Below are 6,105 nucleotides of genomic sequence, written 5' to 3'. Positions count from 1 at the left end.
GGGCGGGTGCACGTGTGCGTGAGGGCGAAACGGGTGGCGAAGCATCGCGAGAGCGCGAATGAATAGACCTGCTGCGGACTGATGCCCGGTTGGGCTGCTGGAGAGCGATTTGCTGGCGAGCTTCTGGGTCTTCTAGGCAATGCCGTCGCCGTCGGTGCAGACGCGCAATCGGTTTTCATCCACGCCCTTCAACACCCAGACACGCGGACCTCCTCCGCCATCCGGAATCGCGTCGAAAATGACGGCAGGCCATCGCGGAGCATTGTGTTCGAGCGCCTTGGCCGTTCCAAAAGCGACGGAGTATCTTGGATAAAGCCCTTTATTGAGATGAGCCATTTTCTTGGTCCGTTGGAAGGGGCGGGTCGTTCTTCGCATCGTCCGGATATTCGCCCGTAGCAATCCAATGCACTTGCGGAAGCCTTCCGTCTCGATCGGTCTGGAGGTAGTTGCGTGAGCCCCCGGGCTCGTGATTCCACCGAAGCTCAACCCGACAGGCGCTAATGTCGCAGGAGACGGTTTTGGCTGTTATGTAGCTTGAGGCGTCGGCAGGTCTGCCAAAATTCAAGTTCTTCAAAATAGGCGTCAACGTAGGAGGCCCTTTGAAGGCACGAAATCTAAAGTTAAGGTACACGGGGAGATTGTTGCTTAGGTCCCTCGTCTGACCAACGGTCAAAGTCTGTAAGCCACTTTCCCACTTCATAGGGAACGCTACCCGAACCACATCGGCGAATAACTCGCGTTCCTTCCTGTCCTCGTTGATGTCGTACCGAGCTCGCCGCTGCACATAGTCGTCATAAGCGCGTACCGCATTCGCAACGGTATGAACGTCGTGAATGGTCGCCGGCTGAAGCGACTCGGCCCAATCGGTAAGCGTTTCAGATACGTCCAGCTTCACGAGGACGAACACAAGAAGCGCTAGGAGAGCGGTATTCGTGGTGCTGCCAAGAAACGAGAAGAAGATGCGTTTCTGCACATTCCGACGAGTCAGTAGTCCAAGGCGCGTGACAATCAAACGCCACACCATTCCACCAAGGGATTTGAGATAGGATAGCGGGTCGTCTCTGAAAGTCTTAACTTCGTCCGTCACCCAATCTCTCAACGTAATAAGGTGGTTCAAAATGGAGGACATCGTCACGCCGCCTACGAAAAAGAGAGACGGCCTCCTAAATTTCTATGAATGATCGCCGATTCTTGCTACTTTAGGTCATGCGCCGGGATCGAGTCTCGGCTTTTTTCTTGACCGGGGATACGCATGGCTGAGGATGAGGTCGTAGAGGCGATAACCAAGGTTATGGATGCCCTGTCGCCGCTCGATGCGGAGGCGAGAGAGCATGTGCTTGAGTTTGTTCTAAAGCGCATGGGTATCAGCGTGGTAAAATCGGCTGGCAGTCTAGCTGCGACCCCAGCGTATGCCGCGCCGCCGCCAGTGACGCCCTCAAGCGGTATGGATATCCGGACCTTTGCGAGCGAGAAAGCTCCGAAAACCCTGAACGAGAAGGTCGCTGTCATGGCTTTCTTCCTTGCCAACCTTGCTCCTCCGGACGAACGGCGGGACTTCATCACATCCGAAGACATCAAGCCGTACTTCATCCAGGCCGACTTCGAGCTTCCTACCGGCCCGGCGAACATGACACTAACGAATGCCAAGAACGCCGGCTACCTGAACGCCCTGGAGCGCGGGCAGTACAAGCTGAATTCGGTTGGGCATAACCTCGTGGCCCACAAGCTTCCGAAGCGGGAGGGCGCTTCTGGCTCTCCACGGAAGACAGCCAAAAAGACAACAAAGAAAGCGAAGCGATGAGCGACACCGTCGACGATTGGCGGGCGCTTGTTGCAGAGGTTCAGAAGACGCAAAGAAAGATTAACGTCGCCAGCGGACAAATCCGGTCTGCACCTCTCCGGGAGGAAGTTCGGAGCCTGGCCCAAACGTTCTTTCAAAATCTGCAACTCGGCCTGATTGGCGCCGGTCTGGAGGAGGAAGTCCAAGTCCTCAGCGAAGTATTTGAAACGCTCATCCGCCTGTCTGAAGCGGCGACCACCAAACCAAAATACCAGAAAGCGTTCAAGGCCATTCGCGATATCTCGCCCGATGTGGTGGCACGCCTTGAGAAGGACAGGGGTAAATCTCTCAAGCCGGAACTCGCCGTTACTGCCGAGGACGAGAGGATCATCACCACTTTAAAGGACCTCGTACCCGGCGCTGCGCTATCATACCAGCAAGCTCTCGCGGACTTAGGGGATGATCGCCGGATTTCATTCCGGGGGCCTGCCCTCGAATTGAGGGAGGCACTGCGGGAGACGCTTGACCACCTCGCGCCCGACAAGGACGTGATAAGCGCGGACAGTTACAAGCAGGAGCCTGGCAGAAACGGACCAACGATGAAGCAAAAGGTCCGCTTCATTCGATCTGCGCGCGGTCTCAGCAAATCGTCCGGGGCTGCTCCTGAGCAGACAGTGGCCACCGTTGACGAGTTGGTCGGGTCACTCACTCGATCGGTGTACGACATGTCCTCAGTTGCTACCCATGTGGCAAAAGAACGAAAGGCCGTCATAAGGATCAAGCTGTACGTCGTCGCGGTGCTCCATGAAATTCTGGAGCTGTAGTGGCCAGCAGACTTAGCATCCCCGATTTGTGCACTGGGATTACGGTGACAGTGCTGGACTCAATTGACGCCGTCCGGGCTTGCAGCTTGGAAGCATCATTCGCCTGATCCTGCCGAGTATTTGGTTGCCAAGCGAGTCAGGTGTTCGCCCATAATGGGGCGTGAACCAATTTAAACGAGGGAGAAGATGCCCGACTGGCTTGTCGCCTTACTTGCTCTCGTCGGTGTCGGTATTGTCGGTTTTCTGTGCTACGAGCTGATCACCGGAGGTACAAGGCGACAACAGTCTGGATGCGTCTGGTTGATAATCTTGGCAATCGGCTTCGCTATCTACTGGATAGGCGCTGCTGTCCTTTCGGGAGTGGCGCAAGTGCTTTCTACAGACGGTGGCAAGTGGATCCTCATCGCGGTTTTTCTCGCGATCGGATGGTTCGGATTTTTCTACAAGCCGAAGGAGTAGCCTCGCCGCTGATCATGTGAGCTTCGAGCCGCCGACCAAGCCGATGATCGCACCGACTCCAGCCGTGAACAGCTTGAGTGCAGTGTTATAAAGCTCGGTCATCATCGGTGGGCCGGGGTCATGCCCGAAAACGACAACAGATGCGGCGGCGCAGCCGCAAACGAGAGTGAGCGCGACGGTAGTAAAGAAAACAATGAGAAATTTGTCGGACATGAGCGCAAGCCCTCTTTGATGCCGACACCCCAGTTCATTTCGCAATGAGGCGTGAATTGGGCAGTAGTTCCGGTATGTTTGTGACTGAAACAGTTTGTTACTTTTCGAGAGCACATAATGAAATTTCCGGCCTTTTGGCCGCAACGTTCTCTAGCGGGAGTGGGGCAGGAGGGCCGGCAAAAAAAGCTCGACAGTCGGAAATCCAAGACCTCTTGGGGCTTAGGCTGCCGCGCTTTCATCTAGGCCTGTCAAGCTGTTCGGCTGTGAATAAGATGGGATAACTCGGGCATCCCCTTAGCTGTGGATAGGGCGAATAACCCGGAAAACCCCGCCAAAAGCCTGACCATTCAGAAACTGCTAGGTATCCATGGCCATGGTGAAGGCCATGGAGATTCGCATGAAAGCTGCTCTGAGATATTGGTGGAGAGGGACGTTCGTTCCCGCTGGTACTCGCGGCCAAATTACGGTCGTGGGGAATTACTATGAACGTCACTGGAGTTCTAATCTAGCGCACGCAATTGCGGAGTTTTACTTGACGCACTGGCAGTGGTGTTTCAGCGCGGTCTTCGCGGTCACCGGCCTCGTTATCGCTGCCCTGAAGCTTTGAGCTAAGTGCTGCGCAGCCCAGTCCCGCGCGGCTCAACGCGCTCTCGGCCATCCGGTCGACTAAATTCCCGTAAACCGGCCGTTCCTGGCCCGTTGGGACGGGATGTAATGGTGTTTCGTGAGTTTGGGGAATTTGGACATGTTCGACATCAACAATGAATTACGGTGACACCCATTAGCCGGCCGGTCGTCAAGATGCCGAGCGCATTTTTTTGGCAGCGCGAGCTGCCAAAATCTTTCGTTGGTCGCTTCCAGCTACTGTGTTCGAACCGCGCCCGTTTCTTCGGTTGATGGCTGCGTCCGCATCACGGATCGCGCCAGACACCCATCGGGATTACGGTGACAGTGCACTTAACTCACTCATGCGGTCGTTAGGAGTTGAGTGCACTGTCACCGTAATTGCGTAATTGTGTCACCGTAATTGCTGTCACCGGAATTGCCGGGACAGGGGCGAGCGTCGTGAATGCCCATAAAGGCCTCCGCAGAAAAGGTTGAGATTTTCGGTAGGAGGGAATCTTGCGCCGTAATATCGTATACCGCACTGAATTTTTCATTCTGGAGATTGCTATGAAGGCTTGGTGGGATGCCCTGGATGTGTGGACGGCTCTTGGAACGGGATGTTTGGGGCTGACGATTGGATGGCTAATCTACGAATTCATTCGGCGCGCCCAGAGCCTCGGCTTAAAGGCCGTTTGCACGCTGGCCGCCATTCTTAGCGGAAGCACGGCGCTCGGCGTGTGGCGCATCTCGCAAAACACTGCGCTGCCCCGTGAAGCCAACGCCTACTTCATAGGTGTGTTTGCGGCCGTGATGTTTCTCGGGGCGCTTCGGTACCAGCCGCCAGATTGAGCAGAACGATTTCTGCTTGATGTATACGACTAGCTCCTGCACGACTGGATCAAGGCGTGGAAGGCCGTCAGGCTCGCCCGCCTGCACTTACGCCGCAATCCGCTGCTCGACCGGCGCCGTCAGGAGCTTGAGCGCTTGTGCATGTTGCAGGTCAGGAACCGCAATGGCCGTGTGGCTGTAGATCGCATGGCTTCGTGATTTTGCGATTCTGTCCAGGATCTCGCGGCCTTTGATGACGTGCAGGCCCATTCCCTCATCAGACGGGAAGATCGCGAGTACCACGTCATAGGCCGCGATGACAGCTCTGAGCGCCTCGGCCTTGTCTTCGGCGACGTCGACAAACACGCGAACATCAGCTGCGAGTTCACGCAGCTCGTCAAAATCCAGCACTGTGGGGTACTCCAACGCAACGATACTAAGGAGAGCTTGGAGGCGTTGGGTTACTGAAGTCTCAACAACGCATGCCCGGCCACAAGTTTCACGATGAGGTAACTCACCTGGGCGGGAAAAGACCGATCGGGATGTCATATGCGACGGGGATTGCCTTCGCCAGGCAAAGTGCAGGTGCGCTCGGCGCGTCAGTTGAACCCCGGCGAAGGCGGGCGCGACCAATCGCCATGCTTCAAAGCCTACTTGGCCTGATCGTGGAAACGCTTCTCAGCGCCGCGGGCGCCGCCATTGTCAGATTCTTCGGTTTGGAAAATGCCGTCGAATTCGCGACCGCCATTGTCGGCCTGAGCTTCATCGTGATCGGCTTTACGGTCTGGTGGTTTGGCTCCTGAGAACAGCGGGAATACCGTGAAGCCAATCACGCTGCTCAGCGTGCTGGCAGTCATGGAGCACGCTGCAGATCGTCAACCGGTTCTGGCCACGTCAAAGCCCGGCGCAGCGTGGCCTGTAAAGCACCGGCGGTGATGAGAAGATTTGGAGTGGAGCAGGGACCAGGCCCGCCTGGGCGAGGCTGAAGCGCGATGCGCTCGAAAGCTAGCGCGTCAAAACTAGCGCGTCACTACTCCGTCACTTGGCGTAGCCCTGGGAGCGGAGCCAGGCGATCTTGCGGTCGCCGTTGATCCAGTCGTCGGCGTCGGCCTTGCTGGCGAAGCCGGTGATTTCGCGCTGTTCGGCGTCCGGGTAGTCCGCAAGAATCTTCCAGTCGCTGTCTGAAAGCCGGACGGTCTTGAAGGTCACTTTTGTTTTAGCCATGCCGCACTATGCAGGGAATGCTCCCAAAAGAGAACCCCTTGCTGCGGGCCCGCGCGCTCTGGGGCGACGCCTCTTGTCCGATGGGCATGGCGAGCCCTCGTGAATGTTGACATGCGATCACCTTACCCAGCCGTCCGAATGGCGCCGGGGCCGGGGCGTCAGTCCTCCTGT

10 protein-coding genes are annotated in these 6,105 nt (G+C 56.6%); 4 read left to right on the top strand and 6 right to left on the bottom strand.

Annotated elements, in window-relative coordinates:
• Window positions 1-132: 132 nt before the first annotated feature.
• Entirely contained in the window at window positions 133-336 is a 204-nt protein-coding gene (locus GWG65_RS37965) for a hypothetical protein (protein ID WP_275200509.1), read from the bottom strand.
• Complete coding sequence (locus GWG65_RS37960; RefSeq protein ID WP_275200508.1) at window positions 320-1,129, bottom strand: hypothetical protein; 810 nt, start codon at window positions 1,127-1,129, stop codon at window positions 320-322. The genes GWG65_RS37965 and GWG65_RS37960 overlap by 17 nt, the downstream gene beginning before the upstream one ends.
• Window positions 1,130-1,252: 123 nt before the next feature.
• On the opposite strand from GWG65_RS37960, the gene GWG65_RS37955 reads away from it, so the two are divergent.
• The 3 genes from GWG65_RS37955 (at window position 1,253) to GWG65_RS37945 (ending at window position 3,063) form a co-directional block, all read left to right on the top strand.
• Window positions 1,253-1,801, top strand: coding sequence for a hypothetical protein (locus tag GWG65_RS37955; RefSeq protein WP_275200507.1), 549 nt, complete (start codon window positions 1,253-1,255; stop codon window positions 1,799-1,801).
• Window positions 1,798-2,604 (top strand): hypothetical protein, encoded by an 807-nt coding sequence (locus GWG65_RS37950; protein WP_275200506.1) that lies wholly within the window; start codon window positions 1,798-1,800, stop codon window positions 2,602-2,604. Before GWG65_RS37955 ends, GWG65_RS37950 begins: the two co-directional genes overlap by 4 nt.
• 186 nt (window positions 2,605-2,790) lie before the next feature.
• Window positions 2,791-3,063 carry a hypothetical protein gene (locus GWG65_RS37945; RefSeq protein ID WP_275200505.1) on the top strand — a complete coding sequence of 91 codons (273 nt, stop codon included), beginning with the start codon at window positions 2,791-2,793 and terminating at the stop codon, window positions 3,061-3,063.
• A 12-nt stretch (window positions 3,064-3,075) separates the two neighbouring features.
• Here GWG65_RS37945 and GWG65_RS37940 read toward each other — a convergent pair whose 3' ends face one another.
• A complete protein-coding gene (locus GWG65_RS37940; protein ID WP_275200504.1) occupies window positions 3,076-3,276 on the bottom strand; it encodes a hypothetical protein in 201 nt (66 codons plus the stop codon).
• Window positions 3,277-4,398: 1,122 nt separating this feature from the next.
• On the opposite strand from GWG65_RS37940, the gene GWG65_RS37935 reads away from it, so the two are divergent.
• The gene (locus GWG65_RS37935) at window positions 4,399-4,731 is read left to right on the top strand and encodes a hypothetical protein (protein WP_275200503.1); all 333 of its coding nucleotides are present in this window, start codon (window positions 4,399-4,401) and stop codon (window positions 4,729-4,731) included.
• 87 nt (window positions 4,732-4,818) lie between these two features.
• Here the strand turns inward: GWG65_RS37935 and GWG65_RS37930 are convergent, their stop codons facing one another.
• From GWG65_RS37930 to GWG65_RS37920, 3 genes are all read right to left on the bottom strand, one after another.
• Window positions 4,819-5,121 carry a hypothetical protein gene (locus GWG65_RS37930; RefSeq protein ID WP_275200502.1) on the bottom strand — a complete coding sequence of 101 codons (303 nt, stop codon included), beginning with the start codon at window positions 5,119-5,121 and terminating at the stop codon, window positions 4,819-4,821.
• Between the two features lie 239 nt (window positions 5,122-5,360).
• Window positions 5,361-5,567, bottom strand: coding sequence for a hypothetical protein (locus GWG65_RS37925; RefSeq protein WP_275200501.1), 207 nt, complete (start codon window positions 5,565-5,567; stop codon window positions 5,361-5,363).
• Between the two features lie 181 nt (window positions 5,568-5,748).
• Window positions 5,749-5,919, bottom strand: coding sequence for a hypothetical protein (locus tag GWG65_RS37920; RefSeq protein ID WP_247380027.1), 171 nt, complete (start codon window positions 5,917-5,919; stop codon window positions 5,749-5,751).
• Between the last annotated feature and the right edge of the window lie 186 nt (window positions 5,920-6,105).

The organism is Bradyrhizobium sp. CSA207, assembly GCF_029051685.1.
Lineage (GTDB): Bacteria > Pseudomonadota > Alphaproteobacteria > Rhizobiales > Xanthobacteraceae > Bradyrhizobium.
Note: the sequence above shows the minus strand (reverse complement) of the source record. Positions and strands in the feature narration are given on the sequence as shown.